This is a genomic window from Shinella sp. S4-D37 (assembly GCF_040812195.1).
Taxonomy (GTDB): Bacteria; Pseudomonadota; Alphaproteobacteria; order Rhizobiales; family Rhizobiaceae; genus Shinella.
On record NZ_JBFNXL010000005.1, the window covers coordinates 2,176,573 to 2,192,208 of the forward strand.

General features: G+C 66.3%; 9 protein-coding genes. 2 read left to right on the top strand and 7 right to left on the bottom strand.

What is annotated here, in order from left to right; translation table 11 throughout:
- Positions 1–87: 87 nt before the first annotated feature.
- On the bottom strand, positions 88–3,558 hold the full coding sequence (locus AB3G45_RS18105; protein WP_367831855.1) for an AAA family ATPase: 3,471 nt from the start codon (positions 3,556–3,558) through the stop codon (positions 88–90).
- A 3-nt stretch (positions 3,559–3,561) separates the two neighbouring features.
- Positions 3,562–4,830, bottom strand: a complete 1,269-nt coding sequence (locus tag AB3G45_RS18110; RefSeq protein WP_367831856.1) for an exonuclease SbcCD subunit D — start codon at positions 4,828–4,830, stop codon at positions 3,562–3,564.
- A gap of 258 nt (positions 4,831–5,088) precedes the next feature.
- Here AB3G45_RS18110 and AB3G45_RS18115 point away from each other — a divergent pair, with 258 nt between their 5' ends.
- The gene (locus tag AB3G45_RS18115; RefSeq protein ID WP_367831857.1) at positions 5,089–5,547 is read left to right on the top strand and encodes a MarR family winged helix-turn-helix transcriptional regulator; all 459 of its coding nucleotides are present in this window, start codon (positions 5,089–5,091) and stop codon (positions 5,545–5,547) included.
- Positions 5,548–5,635: 88 nt separating this feature from the next.
- Here AB3G45_RS18115 and AB3G45_RS18120 read toward each other — a convergent pair whose 3' ends face one another.
- The 5 genes from AB3G45_RS18120 to clpP form a co-directional block, all read right to left on the bottom strand.
- Entirely contained in the window at positions 5,636–7,831 is a 2,196-nt protein-coding gene (locus AB3G45_RS18120; protein WP_367831858.1) for an esterase-like activity of phytase family protein, read from the bottom strand.
- 189 nt (positions 7,832–8,020) lie between these two features.
- Positions 8,021–8,296 carry a DNA-binding protein HupB gene (gene hupB, locus AB3G45_RS18125; protein WP_023516583.1) on the bottom strand — a complete coding sequence of 92 codons (276 nt, stop codon included), beginning with the start codon at positions 8,294–8,296 and terminating at the stop codon, positions 8,021–8,023.
- A 206-nt stretch (positions 8,297–8,502) separates the two neighbouring features.
- Complete coding sequence (gene lon / locus AB3G45_RS18130; protein WP_367831859.1) at positions 8,503–10,926, bottom strand: endopeptidase La; 2,424 nt, start codon at positions 10,924–10,926, stop codon at positions 8,503–8,505.
- 492 nt (positions 10,927–11,418) lie between these two features.
- Positions 11,419–12,696 (bottom strand): ATP-dependent Clp protease ATP-binding subunit ClpX, encoded by a 1,278-nt coding sequence (gene clpX, locus AB3G45_RS18135; protein WP_367831860.1) that lies wholly within the window; start codon positions 12,694–12,696, stop codon positions 11,419–11,421.
- A gap of 287 nt (positions 12,697–12,983) precedes the next feature.
- Entirely contained in the window at positions 12,984–13,607 is a 624-nt protein-coding gene (gene clpP, locus AB3G45_RS18140) for an ATP-dependent Clp endopeptidase proteolytic subunit ClpP (RefSeq protein WP_367831861.1), read from the bottom strand.
- A 276-nt stretch (positions 13,608–13,883) separates the two neighbouring features.
- Between clpP and ggt the strand changes: the two genes are divergently transcribed.
- The gene (ggt, locus tag AB3G45_RS18145; protein WP_367833618.1) at positions 13,884–15,635 is read left to right on the top strand and encodes a gamma-glutamyltransferase; all 1,752 of its coding nucleotides are present in this window, start codon (positions 13,884–13,886) and stop codon (positions 15,633–15,635) included.
- Position 15,636 lies beyond the last annotated feature (1 nt).

Consider the following 15,636-nt stretch of genomic DNA (forward strand, 5'->3'; position numbering starts at 1 on the left):
GATGCCGATGGTGCGCCAAGAACCACTTACCACCGGCCAAGTCAAGTTTCGGCCTTGACGCCTGCCCTCCCCCTGACGTTTCAGCCCTCACAATTCATGGATCGCGACGTCGGGGCAGGCCTTTTTCGCAAGATCGCAGAGATGCTCGTGATGGGTGAGGTAGATCACCTGTCCGCCCGTCGCCATCGCCGCCATCACCGTCAGGGCATTGAGCGCGCGCCGGTCGTCGAAGGTCTCCATGATGTCGTCGGCGATGAAGGGCACGATCTCGCGGCTTGAGGCGATCTCGTGATAGCCCGCCACGCGCAGCGCCAGATAGAGCTGGAAACGCGTGCCCTTGGAAAGGTCCTTCGCCAGCTTCGAGCCGCCGGAGGCGGCGTTGACCACCAGGAACTCGCTGTCCTTTTCGAGGATGGTGGACAGGCCGGCATATTCGCCGGCCGTGATGTCGCGGAAGGTCCGCGAGGCGCGCTCCATCATCGCGCTGCGATGGCGCTCGCGGTAGAGCCGCAGCGCCTGCTCGGCCGCAAGGATGCCGGCGCGCGTCGCAAGGTAGCGCCGCGACTTCTCCGCAAGGTCGATCAGCACCGTGCGCCGCCGCTCCTCCAGCACCGCCGCCTCGTCGCTGCCGGCGACCCTTGCCAGCGCCTCCTCCGCCCGCGCCCGCAGGAGATGCTGCTCCTGCACCGCGCGGTCGAGCTCTTCCAGCCGCGCGGAAAGGTCGTCCTTCTCCGCCGCAAGCTGGTCGTCGTCGACGGCCGACAGCAGCGCCTCGGCTTCGTCGGCCGTTTCCGTGCGCAGCTGCCGGGCGAGGTCGCGCCCGGCATCGTCGGCGCGCGCGGCGATCTCGTCGCGCTTGCGATAGGCTTCGAGCATCAGGTCGGCCTCCGCCAGCGTGTCGCAGCCGAGCACGGCGTAGATCTCCGCAAGCCGCGCGGCGAGCACGGCGCGGCGCTCGTCCAGCGTCCTCTCTTCCTCGTCGAGGCGCAGCGCCGCCTTGTCCATCGCCTCGCGCCGCTGGCGCACCGCCGTCGCGGCGGCAAGCCGCCGGCCGACGACGGCGACGGTGGAAAGCGGGTCTTCGGCGTCGAAGGACTCGGACAGGCGCGCGGCGAGGCGGCTTGCATGGCCGGCATAATCCTGCTGGTCGCGGCGCATGCCGGCGATCCGGTGATCGAACTCCGCGCAGCGCTCGACATTCTGGGCGAGCGTCTGCAGCGCCGGAAGGATCGCGGCGATGCGGTCCGGCGCGGCGGGGGCGTCCGGCCGCGCGAGCCAGGTGCCGGCGATGGACCGCTCCCATGCCGCCTGCCATGCCGCAAGCGCCGCCGCGGCGTCGTCCGCCGCCTTGCCGCGCATGCCGGCATCGGCCTCAAGGCGCGCGAGCCGCTCGGCAGCGGCTAGTCGCCGGGCGTCCGCCGCCTTCAATGTCTCCAGCCGCTCCTCGGCAAGGAACAGCGCCTCGTCGAGGGGGCTGTCCTCGGCCGGCGGCGCGCCCAGGAGGGCGGCGAGCCGCGCCAGCATGTCTCGCTTCTCTTTATCGACGAGATCGGCTTCGACCGTACGCAGCGCAAGCGCGGCGCGCGCATCCAGCGCCGTCGTCCGCCGTTCGAGCCAGCCCGCCATCTCCGCCAGCGTCGTCCCGCGGGGCAGGCCGAGACGTGCCGCAAGCAGAGAGACCTGCGCCTCGACCTCCGCCCGCGCGTCGGCCAGACGGGTCGCTTCGCCGCCCAATGTCTCCAGCCGCGCCGCGCCTTCCGCCGCCGTGCGTTCGAGGATGCGCAGTTCCGAAAGCCGGTCGGCAGTGTTGAGGCGCGCCTCCACGGCGCGGTCGTCGTCGCGCATGGCCTGTTCGAAACTGGCCGCCGTGCCGCTGTCGAGCGTCGAGAGATGCCTGTGCCAGGCCGCCTCGCGCAGCGTCCTGAGATGGCCCGCCTGTTCCTCGCCGGCCGCACCCGTCGCCTCCTGCAGCGCCGCGAGCGTCGCGCGGGCGGAGGCGACGTCCAGCGCCAGCGCCGCGGCCTGCTCCTCCTGGCGGTGCAGCGCCTCGGCTGCCGCATCGTATCGCTTGCGCAGGCTCTCGATTTCGGCCGGCGGCGGCACCGCCAGGCCTTCGAGGGCCGCGGGGCTGCCGGACCAGGGGGCAAGGCGCGCCATCGCACCGTCCGCCTCCTGCCGGGCGAGCGCGGCAAGACGACGGGCCTCGCGAAGGCGCGCCGAAAGATCGCCGGACCGGGCGGCGCGCAGGGCGGCGGCGAGCATGGATTGCAGCGCCGCATCCGCCTGCGCGTCCTCCTGCGAAACGACACCGGCCTCGCCGCCCGCCGCAGCGAGCGCCCGGTCCGCCTCGGCGCGCTCGCGCAGCGCCGTCTCGGCGCGTTCGGCAAGCGCCGCCCGCCGCGACAAGTGGGTCGTCAACGTCTCGCCGAGGCCCGGCGGAAGCAGGATGCCGGCCGGATCGGCATCGGCGGGAAGCCCGAAGACGGCAAGGCCCGCCCCGATGGCAAGGGTGACCCGGTCCCGCTCCGCCTCGCGGGCGGCAAGGTCCATCGCCGCCGTGCGGAACCGGGCTTCGAGCGCCGAGCCGGCAAGGGCCGTAATATCCGCCTCGGCCGCGAGCACCGCCTCGTCCTCGGGCAGCGCCGCCAGCTCATCGGCAAGATGCAGGCGCTCGGCCTCCGTGCGCGCGGCACGGGCGGCGATCTCCGCCTCCTCGCGCGCGAGTTCGCCGGAAAGCGACCGCCAGGCGGCCGGCGGCGATTCGCCGAGGTCGAAGGCGCCGAGTTCGGCCCGCAGGGCCCGCAGGCGCCGCAGGGAGGGCAGTGCGGAAAGGCTGCGCTCGACCAGCGCCAGCGCGGCGCGCACCTCGGCGCGGGCGGCCGTCATCTCGCCGTGCCGCGCGGCGGCGGCGTCCCGCTCGCGCACCAGCAGGCCGTAGTCGCGGGCCGCGACGTCCAGCGCCTTGCGCTCGGCCGCCAATGCCTCGATATCCGCCTTAAGGGCGGAGAGCCCGTGCTTGCGGCCGGAAGGACGGTAGAATTCGTCGGCCTCCGCCTTCAGCGCCGCAAGGCCCGTGGCCATGTCGGAAAGGCCGGAGCTGGCGGAAAAGAGCATCGCGCCAAGCTCGCCCTCGCTTTTCAGGATGTCCTCGCCGCCCTTCTCGATGCTCTCGTCGTCGAGCGAGAACATGGTGCGATAGGCATTGCGGTCCATGCCGCCGAGCACGCCGGCAAACAGCGTCTCCGGCAAGGGGCGATCGTCGGCGGAGACGAGCGAGGCCTGGTTGCGCTTCAGGCGATAGGCCTCGTGGCGCTCGGCGCCGACGGAGAAGCGCCCGCCGACGCGCATCAGCGCATAGGGATGGAGGAAGCCGTAGGCGCTGGATTTCTCGATGCCGAAAAGCAGGTCGAGATAAGCGGAGAACAGCGTCGACTTGCCCGCCTCGTTCGGGCCGTAGACGAGGTGGAAATCCGGCTTGCCGGGCGTGGCCGTGCCGAAATCGAGGCTGCGGTCCGTAAATTTCCCGTATCGGACGAGGTCCAAGCGATCGAGGCGCATCGGCTATGCCCCCGCGCCTTCGCCGCCGAGGCGCGCGAGAACGGCATCGGCGCCGCGAAGGGCAAGGTCCTGCAGCAGGGCTTCCTCCGCCGCCTCGTCCGCGGCCAGCAGGCTGCGCGCCTCCTTCGGCAACTGGCGCAGGAGATCGGCCAGCGTCTCGCGCAGTTCCTCGCGATAGGCGTGATTGCCGAGGACGTCCTCGCGCATCAGCCGCGACAGTTCGGTAAGCGGGCCGGCATCGGCACCGGCCGCCGCCAGCGGCACGGCGGCGGAAAGCTCCACCGCCTCGATCCAGCATTCGCCGAGCGAGGCGGCAAGGTTCTGCAACTCGGCCGTGAGGAGGTCCTCGTCGCGGCGCAGGCGCCAGGCGAGCGGCGTGGCGCCGGCAAGGGAAAGGCGCGCGACGAGATGGGCGCCGCCCGCCCCGGCCCTCGCCTGCCCCAGCGCGGTTTCGACACGGTCGAGCATGCCGCGCCAGTCGTCGACGCCGGAGAGATCGACGGAAAGCCGCTCGAACAGCGCGACGGCCACCGGATGCAGCGCGCAGGTGATCGTGCCGTCGTCCTCGACGGTGGCGAGCGTCACGCCCTTCGGCCCGCCCTCGTTGATGTCGCGCCCCTGCGGATTGCCGGGCATGACGATCCACGGCTTTTCGAGATGCACCCGGCGCTGGTGGATATGGCCGAGCGCCCAGTAGTCGAAGCCGTGCGCGGCAAGATCGGCCACGCCGACGGGCGCATAGGGATCGTGGCGGCTGGCGCCCGCAAGGCTGGTGTGCAGGAGGCCGATATTGACGGCGTCCGGCACCGGGGCGCGGAAGCCCGGCAGCAGCGAGGCCGGGGCATGGGGATGGGCAAAGCTGATGCCGTGCACGTGGATTTCGCGGCCGCTCGCCAATATGCCGGCCCTCACCGGCTTTCCGCGGCCGTCGAAGACGTGCACGTTCGGCGGAAAGGTCAGTTCGCGGGTGATCTGCGACTGGGCGTCGTGGTTGCCGCGGATGAGGAAGACGCGGATGCCGGCCGCCTCCAGCCGGCGCATCTGCCCCATCAGGAAGAGCGCCGTCGCCATGGAGGTCTGCGAACCGTCGTAGAGATCGCCGGCGATGATGAGCGCGTCGACCGCTTCCGTGATCGCAAGGTCGACGATGCGCTCCAGCGCCTTGCGCGTCGCCCCGCGCACCAGGTCGCCAAGCTCGGCATTGCGCAAGGCGAGCGACGTGAGGGGCGAATCGAGGTGGAGATCGGCAGTGTGGATGAAGCGGAACGGCATCCCCGGACAATCGCTTTCCCCTTCCGCCGGGTCAATGCTTGGCGCCCCGCCGGCAAGGTTATGCAGGAGAGAAATCACCCCACCCCGAAAATTCCGGGAAAGAACGGGAATAACCGCCGCGACCTGACCGTTCGCATTTACAGAGATCGTTCAATATATATGATCAAATTATCCGAAAACCTTCACGATCATTTGACATGGTCCCTCATAATACCTATATTTCCCCTCATGAGTAGCACGATAGAAATCTCCCAGGGCATGTTCAAACTCTACCATCAGGTGAGCCGCCTGGTGAACGAGTGCATGATGGACGAAGGCGTGTCGCTTGCCCGCAGCAAGTTCCTGCTTCTTCTGGAATGTCAGGGCCCGCAGCGCTCGACGGACATCGCCTGCGCGCTCGGTTTCGCGCCCCGCACGGTGACGGAGGCGATCGACGGGCTGGAGCGCGACAAGCTCGTCAAGCGCGAGCCGGACCCGAAGGACCGCCGCGCCAAGATCGTCTCGATCACGGATATGGGCCGCACGGTGATCTCCGCCGCCCAGCAGCCGCAGCACAAGACGATCGAGGCGATCTTCGCGGTGCTGACCGAAGACCAGAAGCAGCACCTCAAGGAAATCGTCCGCTGCCTCAGCGAGAAGACCGAAGAATTGCAACGCGAGCGGGACAAGGCCGAGAGCGGCACGGACGCCGCGCGCCCCCTGCGCGCCATCGGCTGAGCCGGGCGGCAACGGAAGACGGTAGAAAGGCCGGGATCCTGCGATCCCGGCCTTTCTCGTTTGTGATAGTCGCTCGGCCGATGCCGGCTTACATGGCGTTCATCGGGCCGATGCCGAAGAACAGCGTCTCGCCGGAAGAATCGTCGACGCCGTCATTGTCGGTCACCACGAAGCCGTTGCCGGCGGCGTCGACGGCAAAGCCCTCGACCTTGTCGACGACGAAACCGTTGGTGGCGCCCTTGAGGTCCGGGATGAGGTCGCGGACCTCTTCCTTCCTGACGACGGGCAGATCGCCGCCGAGCGCGGCCGGCTTCAGGTCTGAAAGCGCCACGCGGTAGAGCTTCTTCAGCTTGGCGGCCTCACCGATCAGGTTGTCACGCTCGATGATATAGGCATGGTCGCCATGGACGGTGATCTCGGAAAGGCCGACCCAGCCGCTTTCCGTCTTTTCGAGCGGATAGCGCACGGCGCCCCATTCTTCCGAGGAAGGCTTGTAGGAGACGAGCTTCACAAAACCCTTCTCGTCGTCGCCCCATTCGCGCTGCATGGCCATCCACAGCACCTTGTCGTCGCCTTCGCCGACGCTGGCGATGCCTTCGAAACCGAAGCGCTTCTCGCCGGCGCGCAGCGCGGCGGGAATGGCGATTTCCTTCTGGATCTCGCCCTTCCCGTTCACATGGAGGATGGCGTGGCTGTAGAGCTTGTCGGCATCGCCCTCGTTGGCGAGCCAGAAGCCGCCCTCGCCGTCCGGCGTCAGGCCTTCGCTGTCGAGCTTCTGGGCGGCGGCGCCACCCCGGGTGATGCGCAGCGCATCGACGATCCTCGCCGGCTTCGCGGTGGCGTCGATCGTGAAGATCGTCGGCTGCGAGGCGTAGAAGGAATCGTTGACGGCATAGAGCATGCCCGGCTTGTCCTCGACCGGCGCGAGACCCGAGAGGGCGCCGAAGCCGATGAGTTCGCCGTCCTTGTCGGTGGAGACGATCTGCGGATAGGCGGCCTCGCCTTCGGCGCGCTCATAGATCATGACATGCGCACGGGCGCCGCCGTCCTCGACGAGGTCGGTCTCGTTGGCGGTCACGAAGAGGTTGCGGCTGGGGATCGCGACGGCGCCTTCCGGCCCGACGCCCGACGGCAGCAACTGGAGAAGCTCGGGCTCGCCGCCGGTATCCTTGTAGACGCCGACGACCGAGGCGCGCTCGGCGAGCACGAAGAACAGGTTGTCGTCGCCGAATTTGGCGGCTTCCATGCCTTCCGGCTCGACACCCTTCTTGTTGCGCTTGTCCGGGTAATGGCCGATCCGGGCGATCTCGCGCTCGAAGCCGGCGCCGTTCTCGTAGAGGACCTTGCCCTGCTTGTCGAAGATGGTGAAGCCGCGCGCGCCGCCCTTCCAGTCGCCCTCGTTGGCGACGACCAGGCGGTTGTCGTCCAGCCACTTCACGGCGTCCGGCTCGCGCGGGACATCCTTCATCTCGCCGGTGAACGTGAGCGCGCCGTCCTTCTTGGTGTCGATGCCTTCGAGGCTGACCGTGCCGGCGGAGAAGTGCGACTTCACCGTGCCGGTCTTGCCGTCGATGATGACGATATGGTTGTTCTCCTGCAGCGTCAGGGCGACTTCGTCGAGGTTGTTGAAGGAGACGAATTCCGGTTCGGGATCCTCGCCGGCAACGTCGGCAAGGCCGGTCAGCGTGACATGCTTGATCGAGCCGCAATCGACGACGCCGTCCTTCAGGGAGATGAGCACGAGATCGCCGGCCGGCATCTGCGGGATGGCGCCGTCATTGACCTCTTCGTCGCGTTCGTTCTCGATGGCAATGGCGGCGATCGTCCTGTCCTTGTTGAGGTCGATCGAATCCGGCTGGCCGCCGAGATCGCAGGTCGCCTCGATGGCCTTGGAGGCGACATCGACCTGGGCGAGGACGCCCGACGGCTTCACGAAGCTTTCGCGCGTGTTGATCGCCACGAGCGCCTTGCCGGCGGCGATGGTGACCGAGGTCGGCTCGCCGTCGAAGGCGACGGTGCCGCCGGCCTTCGGGGCCTTCGCATCGGTGATGTCGATGAAGCCGATCGCCTTGTTCGGGCTGTCGGAATAGACGAGCGTGTTGCCGTCTTCCGAGGCGCTGATGATTTCCGACGAGGTCGGCCTCGCCTTGTCGACGCCCTCGGGCAGGTTGTCGGCGACGGCGAAGGACGCAATGCGATTGAATACGGGCTCGGCGCTGGCGGCAGAGGCCACCGAAGCGGCGAGGACCGCGGCGAGCGCGGCGGTGATCGAACGGGTCTTCATGAAATCCTCCGGGATCCGGTCAAAAGGAACCCGGCGGTTCTGAGGCTTTCCTGTTACAGGCCGATGACAATTCGGCGACACGCCCGGCCCTTCCCCCCGCAAATAAAAAGGGGCCCGGAAAAACCGGACCCCGACCCTGAATTCCAGGTTTGGCGGCGGAGTGGATAACCGCTCTGCCCGAACGGAGAATCAGCCGTTGACGGCGTCCTTCAGGCCCTTGCCGGCCGAGAACTTCGGCACGTTGCGTGCCGGGATCTCGATCTCGGCGCCGGTCGAGAGGTTGCGGCCCTTGGAGGCTTCACGGCGCGATACGGAGAAATTGCCGAAACCGACGAGACGAACGTCGCCGCCGTTCTTGAGTTCGCCCTGGATGGTCTCGAAAACGGCGTCGACAGCCGATGCCGCGTCCGTCTTGGAGAGGCCAGACTTCTCAGCCACTGCGGATACGAGTTCATTCTTGTTCATGTTTCCACCCCTTTCATTCGGTTTGAAACGACTCATACAAGTCGGGGGCAGAATACGCATCGCCCCTCGCCCCGCAAGAAAATTTCGTCGCAAAACCCTGAGAATCCAGGGTTTGCACACGTTTTTCAACGAAAAAGACCGGCCGAAAGGCCGGTCTTTTCCCGTTTCGCTCGAAAATGCCGGGGTATGTCGCCCGGCTGCAAGGCTCAATGGGCGATCGCGCCGGTGCCCTCGTCGGTCGATTCGACCGCCGGAACCTTGGCATCCTCGACCGTTGCGTCCCACTCGATCGGCTCCGGCCGGCGCACGAGCGCGTGCTTGATCACCTCGCCCATGCGCGAGACCGGAACGATCTCCATGCTGTTCTTCACATTGTCCGGAATGTCGGCCAGGTCCTTGGCGTTCTCTTCCGGGATCAGCACCTTCTTGATGCCGCCGCGAAGCGCCGCGAGCAGCTTTTCCTTCAGGCCGCCGATCGGCAGCACCCGGCCGCGCAGCGTCACCTCGCCCGTCATCGCGATATCCTTCAAGACCGGAATGCCGGTCATGATGGAGACGATGGCGGTCGCCATGGCGATACCGGCGGACGGACCGTCCTTCGGCGTCGCGCCCTCGGGAACGTGGACGTGGATGTCCGTCTTGTCGAAGCGCGGCGGCTCGATGCCGAAATCGACGGCGCGCGAGCGGACATAGGAGGCCGCCGCCGAGATCGATTCCTTCATCACGTCCTTCAGGTTGCCCGTGACCGTCATGCGGCCCTTGCCGCCCGGCAGGCTGACGCCTTCGATGGTGAGCAGTTCGCCGCCGACTTCCGTCCAGGCAAGACCCGTGACGACGCCGACCTGGTCCTCGCGCTCGGCTTCGCCGTGGCGGAAGCGCGGAACGCCGAGGAAGTCGTGGATGTTCTCCGCCGTGACCTCGACGCTCTTCGCCTTGCCCTTGATGATCTCGGTGACCGCCTTGCGGGCGAGCTTCATCAATTCGCGTTCGAAGTTACGCACACCGGCTTCACGGGTGTACTGCTGGATGACCGCCATCAGCGCGCCGTCGGTGACCGAGAATTCCTTCGGCTGCAGCGCGTGGTCGCGGATCGCCTTCGGCAGGAGGTGCCTTTGCGCGATTTCCAGCTTCTCTTCTTCCGTGTAGCCGGCGATGCGGATCACTTCCATGCGGTCCATCAGGGGCGCGGGAATGTTCAGCGTGTTCGCCGTCGTCACGAACATGACGTTGGACAGGTCGTATTCGACTTCCAGGTAATGGTCCATGAAGGTCGAGTTCTGTTCCGGATCGAGCACCTCCAGCAGGGCAGACGACGGATCGCCGCGGAAATCCATGCCCATCTTGTCGATCTCGTCGAGCAGGAAGAGCGGGTTGGACTTCTTCGCCTTCTTCATCGACTGGATGACCTTGCCGGGCATCGAGCCGATATAGGTGCGGCGGTGGCCGCGGATCTCGGCCTCGTCGCGCACGCCGCCCAGCGCCATGCGGATATATTCGCGGCCGGTCGCCTTGGCGATCGATTTCGCAAGCGAGGTCTTGCCGACGCCCGGAGGGCCGACGAGGCACAGGATCGGGCCCTTGATCTTGGTCGAGCGGGCCTGCACGGCGAGATATTCGACGATGCGCTCCTTGACCTTGTCGAGGCCGAAATGATCCTCGTCGAGGGTCTTTTCCGCGGCGTTGAGGTCGGTCTTGATCTTCGACTTCTTGCCCCACGGAATGCCCGTCAGCCAGTCGAGGTAGTTGCGCACGACGGTGGCTTCCGCCGACATCGGGCTCATCTGGCGCAGCTTCTTCAGTTCGGCGTCCGCCTTCTCGCGGGCCTCCTTGGAGAGCTTGACCTTGGCGATCTTCTCTTCGAGTTCGGCCATCTCGTCGCGGCCGTCCTCGCCGTCGCCGAGTTCCTTCTGGATCGCCTTCATCTGTTCGTTGAGGTAGTATTCGCGCTGCGTCTTCTCCATCTGGCGTTTTACACGCGAGCGGATCCGTTTCTCGACCTGCAAGACGGAAATTTCGCCTTCCATGAAGCCGAGCGCCTTTTCAAGGCGCAGCTTGACGCTCGTCGTCTCCAGCATTTCCTGCTTTTCGACGATCTTGATGGAGAGGTGCGAGGCGACCGTGTCGGCGAGCTTCGAATAATCCTCGATCTGGCTCGCGGCGCCGACGACTTCGGGCGAGATCTTCTTGTTGAGCTTCACGTAGTTCTCGAACTCGGAGACGACCGAGCGCGACAGCGCCTCGACCTCCACCGGGTCCTCCTCGGGCTCGGCCAGGACATGGGCCATCGCCTCGTAGAATTCCTCGCGGTCGGTGTAGCCGTCGATCTCGGCGCGCGCGCGGCCCTCGACCAGCACCTTGACGGTGCCGTCCGGCAGCTTCAGGAGCTGGAGCACGTTGGCGACGGTGCCGATGCGGTAGATCGCGTCGGTTTCCGGGTCGTCGTCGGAGGCGTTGATCTGGGTGGCAAGCATGATCTGCTTGTCGGTGCCCATCACCTCTTCCAGGGCGCGGATCGACTTCTCGCGGCCGACGAACAGCGGGACGATCATGTGCGGGAACACCACGATGTCGCGCAGGGGCAGGACCGGGAAGGCCGTGGTGTCGTGCGACGCAGACGTCTTTTTCGTCATGTCATTTCCTTTCAAACGTCCCGTTTCCGGGAACCGGACCATTCGGCGCTTGGGGTGCCGGGCCGGCGATCTTTTCCATCCACAAGTGGCGTGCGGCTAACACATTTTCAAGCCCGGTTGCGGAGTGCCCCACCCTGCAACGGACAAGCGGACCAACGACGGAAGTCTAGTCTTCCGCGCTGTCGCGGAACTTGCGGCCTTCCCCCCGGCGATACCGCCGGAGCATACGCGAGACAGAATCGAAGTCTTCCATTCTGGCTTGGCGCGGGGCGTTTCGCAACGGCCCGCCGAAGCAGCGGAAGGTCACGCATCATGCCCCTTCCCGCAGCGGGCGGCCAGTCACGAAATGTCGCTAGGCGGCTCACATGAAAAGACCCGCCGCGGCGGGTCCTTGATCGTCGGCGTGAAGCCCTCATCCATCTCCGGCACCTTCTCCCCGCTTGCGGGGAGAAGGTCGCGGCAGCGGGATGAGGGCCGGTGTCGGCGGGCCGGTCAGGCCGAGACGTTGGCCTTCTCGTCGGTGCGCTCCGAATAAATGTAGAGCGGACGGGCCGATCCCTTGACCACCTCGTCGGAGATGACGACCTCGCGAACGCCTTCCAGCGTCGGCAGTTCGAACATCGTGTCGAGCAGGATCTTCTCCATGATCGAGCGCAGGCCGCGGGCCCCGGTCTTGCGGATGATGGCGCGCTTGGCGATCTCGCGCAGCGCGTCCTCGTGGAAGGTGAGCTCCACGTCTTCCATCTCGAACAGGCGCTGGTACTGCTTGATCAGCGCGTTCTTCGGCTCCGACAGGATCTGGATCAGCGCATCCTCGTCGAGGTCTTCCAGCGTCGCCAGAACCGGCAGTCGGCCGATGAATTCCGGGATGAGGCCGAACTTCACCAGGTCTTCCGGCTCCAGCTCGCGCAGCACCTCGCCGACGCGGCGATCTTCCGGCGAGCGCACCGTCGCGCCGAAGCCGATCGAGGTCTTTTCGCCGCGGGCCGAGATGATCTTGTCGAGACCGGCAAAGGCGCCGCCGCAGATGAACAGGATGTTCGTCGTGTCGACCTGCAGGAACTCCTGCTGCGGATGCTTGCGGCCGCCCTGCGGAGGAACGGAGGCGACCGTGCCTTCCATGATCTTCAGCAGCGCCTGCTGCACGCCTTCGCCCGAGACGTCCCGCGTGATCGACGGATTGTCGGACTTGCGCGAGATCTTGTCGACCTCGTCGATATAGACGATGCCGCGCTGGGCGCGCTCGACATTGTAGTCGGCGGCCTGAAGCAGCTTCAGGATGATGTTCTCCACGTCCTCGCCGACGTAACCGGCTTCGGTCAGCGTCGTGGCGTCGGCCATGGTGAAGGGCACGTCGATGATGCGGGCGAGCGTCTGGGCGAGGTAGGTCTTGCCGCAGCCCGTCGGGCCGACCAGCATGATGTTCGACTTCGCCAGTTCCACGTCAGAACCCTTGGCGGCATGCGCCAGGCGCTTGTAGTGGTTGTGCACCGCGACCGACAGGATGCGCTTGGCCTGCTGCTGGCCGATGACATATTCATCGAGGACCTTGATGATATCCTGGGGCGTGGGAACGCCGTCGCGGGATTTCACCATCGAGGTCTTGTTCTCCTCGCGGATGATGTCCATGCACAATTCGACGCATTCATCGCAGATGAACACCGTCGGCCCTGCAATAAGCTTGCGGACCTCGTGCTGGCTCTTGCCGCAGAAGGAGCAGTAGAGGGTATTCTTGGAGTCGCCGCCGTTGCTGCCGCTGACCTTGCTCATATCACTTTCCTTCCAGCACGCCGTTCATCTCCCGGAAGATGGCCGGACCACTCAAACCGCCTTTGCCGGAGCCGCTCGCGCTTTCCTTCAAAGGCTCCAGGGGTACTGACCGGACAGGGCTTCGCCCAAAACCGGTGGCAACGAGTCCCCCACCGAAATACCAAATGCTAGGCCGTCACACATCAACATAGCATTAACGGCCAATATTACCGGCTTTACGATGCGGATAAAGCCCGTGACCCTTACAAATGTGTCACAATAGCTTCATCCGCGGCAAAACCATGGCGTCACGCGCCCTCGATCGCCTCGCGGCTGGTGATGACCCGGTCGACAAGGCCCCAGTCCTTCGCCTCGTCGGCGCTCATGAAATGGTCGCGGTCGAGCGTCTGCTCCACTTCCTCGTAGGTGCGGCCGCAATGCTTGACATAGACCTCGTTCAGCTTGCGCTTCATCTTGAGGATGTCCTTGGCGTGGCGCTCGATGTCGGAGGCCTGGCCCTGGAAGCCGCCGGAGGGCTGGTGCACCATGATGCGGGCGTTCGGCGTGGCAAAGCGCATGTCCTTGTGGCCGGCGGCCAGAAGCAGCGAGCCCATCGAGGCGGCCTGGCCGATGCACAGCGTCGAGACGGCCGGCTTGATGAACTGCATCGTGTCGTAGATCGCCATGCCCGAGGTGACGACGCCGCCCGGCGAATTGATGTAGAGCGCGATCTCCTTCTTCGGGTTCTCGGCCTCGAGGAAGAGAAGCTGCGCGCAGACGAGCGTGGCGATGTGATCTTCCACCGGACCGGTCAGGAAGATGATGCGCTCCTTCAGGAGGCGCGAATAGATGTCGTAGGAACGCTCGCCGCGGTTGGTCTGCTCGACGACCATCGGCACCAGAGCCATGGCGGTATCTACGGGATTTCTCATGTCAATCCTTCATCGGTGTGGCCCTGAAACCCTTCGCAAACGTTGGGAATCAGCAAGTTTCGTCCTCCCTACATAGAGTGTGAGGGTAGCGGACTTCAAGACAGGCACGCGTTTTGCGACGCTCTATGCGAGAATGCGGTTAACTCACGCAACGGCTGGCGGCGATTTCCACAAGCGGAGCGTCGGCACGGTGAAGAAAGGATGAATCCCGGTCGACGCCTTGCCTCCTCCGGGCGATTGCCCGCACTATATCCCTTCCCAGCGGAGGCAACCATGATGAAACGATCCCTCGTCGCCCTCGGGCTTCTTTTCCTCACATCGGCCGGGGCGCCCGCCCAGCAGGCCTCCGACAGCGTCGCGCCCGAGCGGGCGACCGGCCTTGCGGCGGCGAAGGTCGCCACCGCGAAGGCCCATATGGTGGCGGCCGCCCATCCGCTTGCGGCGGATGCCGGCGAGAAGGTGCTTTCGGACGGCGGCAGCGCGATCGACGCCATGATCGCCGTCCAGACCGTGCTCGGCCTCGTCGAGCCGCAATCCTCCGGCCTCGGCGGCGGCGCGTTCCTCGTCTACTACGACGCCGGCACCGGGCGCCTCACCACGCTCGACGGCCGCGAGACGGCGCCGATGGAGGCAACGCCCAAGCTCTTCCTCGACGACAAGGGCGCGCCGATGCAGTTCTTCGACGCCGTCGTCGGCGGGCGTTCCGTCGGCACGCCCGGCACCGTCATGCTGATGCAGGAAGCGCACAACCGCTGGGGCGCAAAACCCTGGAAGGACCTCTTCGCCCCCGCCGAAAAACTCGCCCGCGACGGTTTTGCCGTCTCGCCGCGCCTTGCCGGCCTGATCGCCGCCGAGGGAGACAGGCTGAAGACCTTCGAGGCGACGACCGCCTATTTCTTCGGCGCGGACGGCGCGCCGCTGAAGGCCGGCACCGTCCTCAGGAACCCGGCCTATGCCGAGACGCTGTCCGCCATCGCCGAGGGCGGCGCGCCGGCCTTCTATACCGGCGCGATCGCCCAGGGCATCGTCGATAGGGTGCGCAGCTCCGGCAAGAACGCCGGCGTGCTCTCGCTCGCCGACCTTCAGAACTACCAGGTGAAGGAGCGCCGCCCGGTCTGCATCGCCTATCGCGCCCTCGACGTCTGCGGCATGGGGCCGCCCTCCTCCGGCGCGGTGGCCGTCGGCCAGATGCTCGGCATGCTGGAGAATTTCGACCTCAAGGCGCTCGGCAGGGACAATCCGGAAAGCTGGCGGCTGATCGGCGACGCCCACCGCCTCGCCTTCGCCGACCGCGAGCGCTACCTCGCCGACACGGATTTCGTGCCCGCCCCGATCAAGGGGCTTCTGGAGAAAACCTATCTCGGCGAGCGGGCAAGACTGCTCGACGGCGACAGGGCGCTCGGCGCCGATGCCGTGGCGGCGGGCAAGCCGGAATGGGACCACGCACTCAATTTCGGCCGCGACGCCGCGCTCGAACTGCCTTCCACCAGCCATTTCGTCATCGTCGACAAGGCGGGCAATGTCGTCTCCATGACGACGACCATCGAGAACGGCTTCGGTTCGCGGCTGATGACCGGCGGCTTCCTGCTCAACAACGAACTCACCGACTTCTCCTTCAAGACCCACGATGCGGGCCTGCCCGTCGCCAACCGGGTGGAGCCCGGAAAACGCCCCCGCTCCTCCATGTCGCCGACCATCGTGATGAAGGACGGAAAGCCCGTGCTGGCCATCGGCTCGCCCGGCGGCAGCCAGATCATCGGCTATGTGGCCCAGGCGCTGATCGCCCATATCGACTGGGGCATGGATGTCGGCGCGATCGTCGCCATGCCCCACCTCATCAACCGCTTCGGCCCCTACGACCTCGAAGCCGGCACCGACGCCGAAAAGCTCGCCGAACCGCTGAAGGCCCTCGGCTACGAGGTGAAGCTGAGCGAGATGAACTCCGGCCTGCACGCCATCGCCATCTCCCCCGACGGCCTTGCAGGCGCCGCCGACCCGCGGCGGGAGGGGATTGCGGTCGGGAAATAGG

Bases quoted from the DNA above. Each gene is read 5' to 3' on its own strand.
- lon (WP_367831859.1), bottom strand. From the start codon at position 10,926: ATGACGAAAAAGACGTCTGCGTCGCACGACACCACGGCCTTCCCGGTC.
- AB3G45_RS18105 (WP_367831855.1), bottom strand. From the start codon at position 3,558: ATGCGCCTCGATCGCTTGGACCTCGTCCGATACGGGAAATTTACGGAC.
- clpP (WP_367831861.1), bottom strand. From the start codon at position 13,607: ATGAGAAATCCCGTAGATACCGCCATGGCTCTGGTGCCGATGGTCGTC.
- clpX (WP_367831860.1), bottom strand. From the start codon at position 12,696: ATGAGCAAGGTCAGCGGCAGCAACGGCGGCGACTCCAAGAATACCCTC.
- AB3G45_RS18120 (WP_367831858.1), bottom strand. From the start codon at position 7,831: ATGAAGACCCGTTCGATCACCGCCGCGCTCGCCGCGGTCCTCGCCGCT.
- AB3G45_RS18115 (WP_367831857.1), top strand. From the start codon at position 5,089: ATGTTCAAACTCTACCATCAGGTGAGCCGCCTGGTGAACGAGTGCATG.
- ggt (WP_367833618.1), top strand. From the start codon at position 13,884: ATGAAACGATCCCTCGTCGCCCTCGGGCTTCTTTTCCTCACATCGGCC.
- hupB (WP_023516583.1), bottom strand. From the start codon at position 8,296: ATGAACAAGAATGAACTCGTATCCGCAGTGGCTGAGAAGTCTGGCCTC.
- AB3G45_RS18110 (WP_367831856.1), bottom strand. From the start codon at position 4,830: ATGCCGTTCCGCTTCATCCACACTGCCGATCTCCACCTCGATTCGCCC.